Source organism: Bradyrhizobium pachyrhizi (assembly GCF_001189245.1).
Taxonomy (GTDB): Bacteria; Pseudomonadota; Alphaproteobacteria; order Rhizobiales; family Xanthobacteraceae; genus Bradyrhizobium; species Bradyrhizobium pachyrhizi.
Genome location: NZ_LFIQ01000089.1, coordinates 26,828 through 27,551 on the forward strand (window position 1 = coordinate 26,828; position 724 = coordinate 27,551).

A 724-nucleotide genomic window follows, 5' to 3' on the forward strand; every position below is an offset into this window, starting at 1 on the left:
ACCGCCCGGCAGCTTCGCCGCGATGACATAAGTGCGATAGGGCGCCTGCTTGGTGTGAACCGCGACTTCAAGATTGACCGGAGAGTTCGTCGCGACCACCACGTCGGTGGCCCGGACCTCGTGCCCTGACGAAACTTTCACCGCGACCTCATCCAGCTTATGCTCAATGCTCTCGACACAGCTGTCGGCGTAAAGTTTTGCGCCGGCGCGCTGCAGCGCATTTGCGAGCCCGGCGAGATATTTCGTCGGATGAAAGCGCGCCTGGCCGGGGAATCGTAACGATCGCACTATGCCCTCGGAGTGGAAGGGCGTCGCCGTGTCGCGGTTCTCGACGGGAATGCCGAGCCGCTGGCAGCACTCGAGTTCCTCGTCCAGCAGAGAACTCGGGGTCTCCGGCGCCGGCACCCAGAAGCCGTCGATCCTGCAAAAATCACAGTCGATATTTTCGAGATCCTGGATTGCTTCGGCGCGACTGATTGCGGCCATCACGCTCTGACAGTAGAGCCGCGCACATTCCTCGCCGCGCACGCTCACCAGCTCCTTGTAATAGTCGTCCAGCGCCGTGGCGAGATGCGCGGTCGTGCGCGCCGTCATGCCGCTGCCGATGCTGCCGCGATCCAGCACGATCACGGAACGCCCGCGGCTCACAAGCTCATAGGCCACCGAGAGCCCGGCAATGCCGGAACCAACCACGACCACGTCCGCCCGCTCGGATCCCGACAGG

At 63.5% G+C, this 724-nt stretch carries 1 protein-coding gene; it reads right to left on the bottom strand.

Features of this window, described 5'->3' with window-relative positions; all coding sequences use genetic code 11:
• Positions 1–723, bottom strand: a 723-nt coding sequence (locus AKL29_RS45250; RefSeq protein ID WP_244482249.1) for an NAD(P)/FAD-dependent oxidoreductase, incomplete at its 3' end; no start/stop codon positions are given.
• Between the last annotated feature and the right edge of the window lies 1 nt (position 724).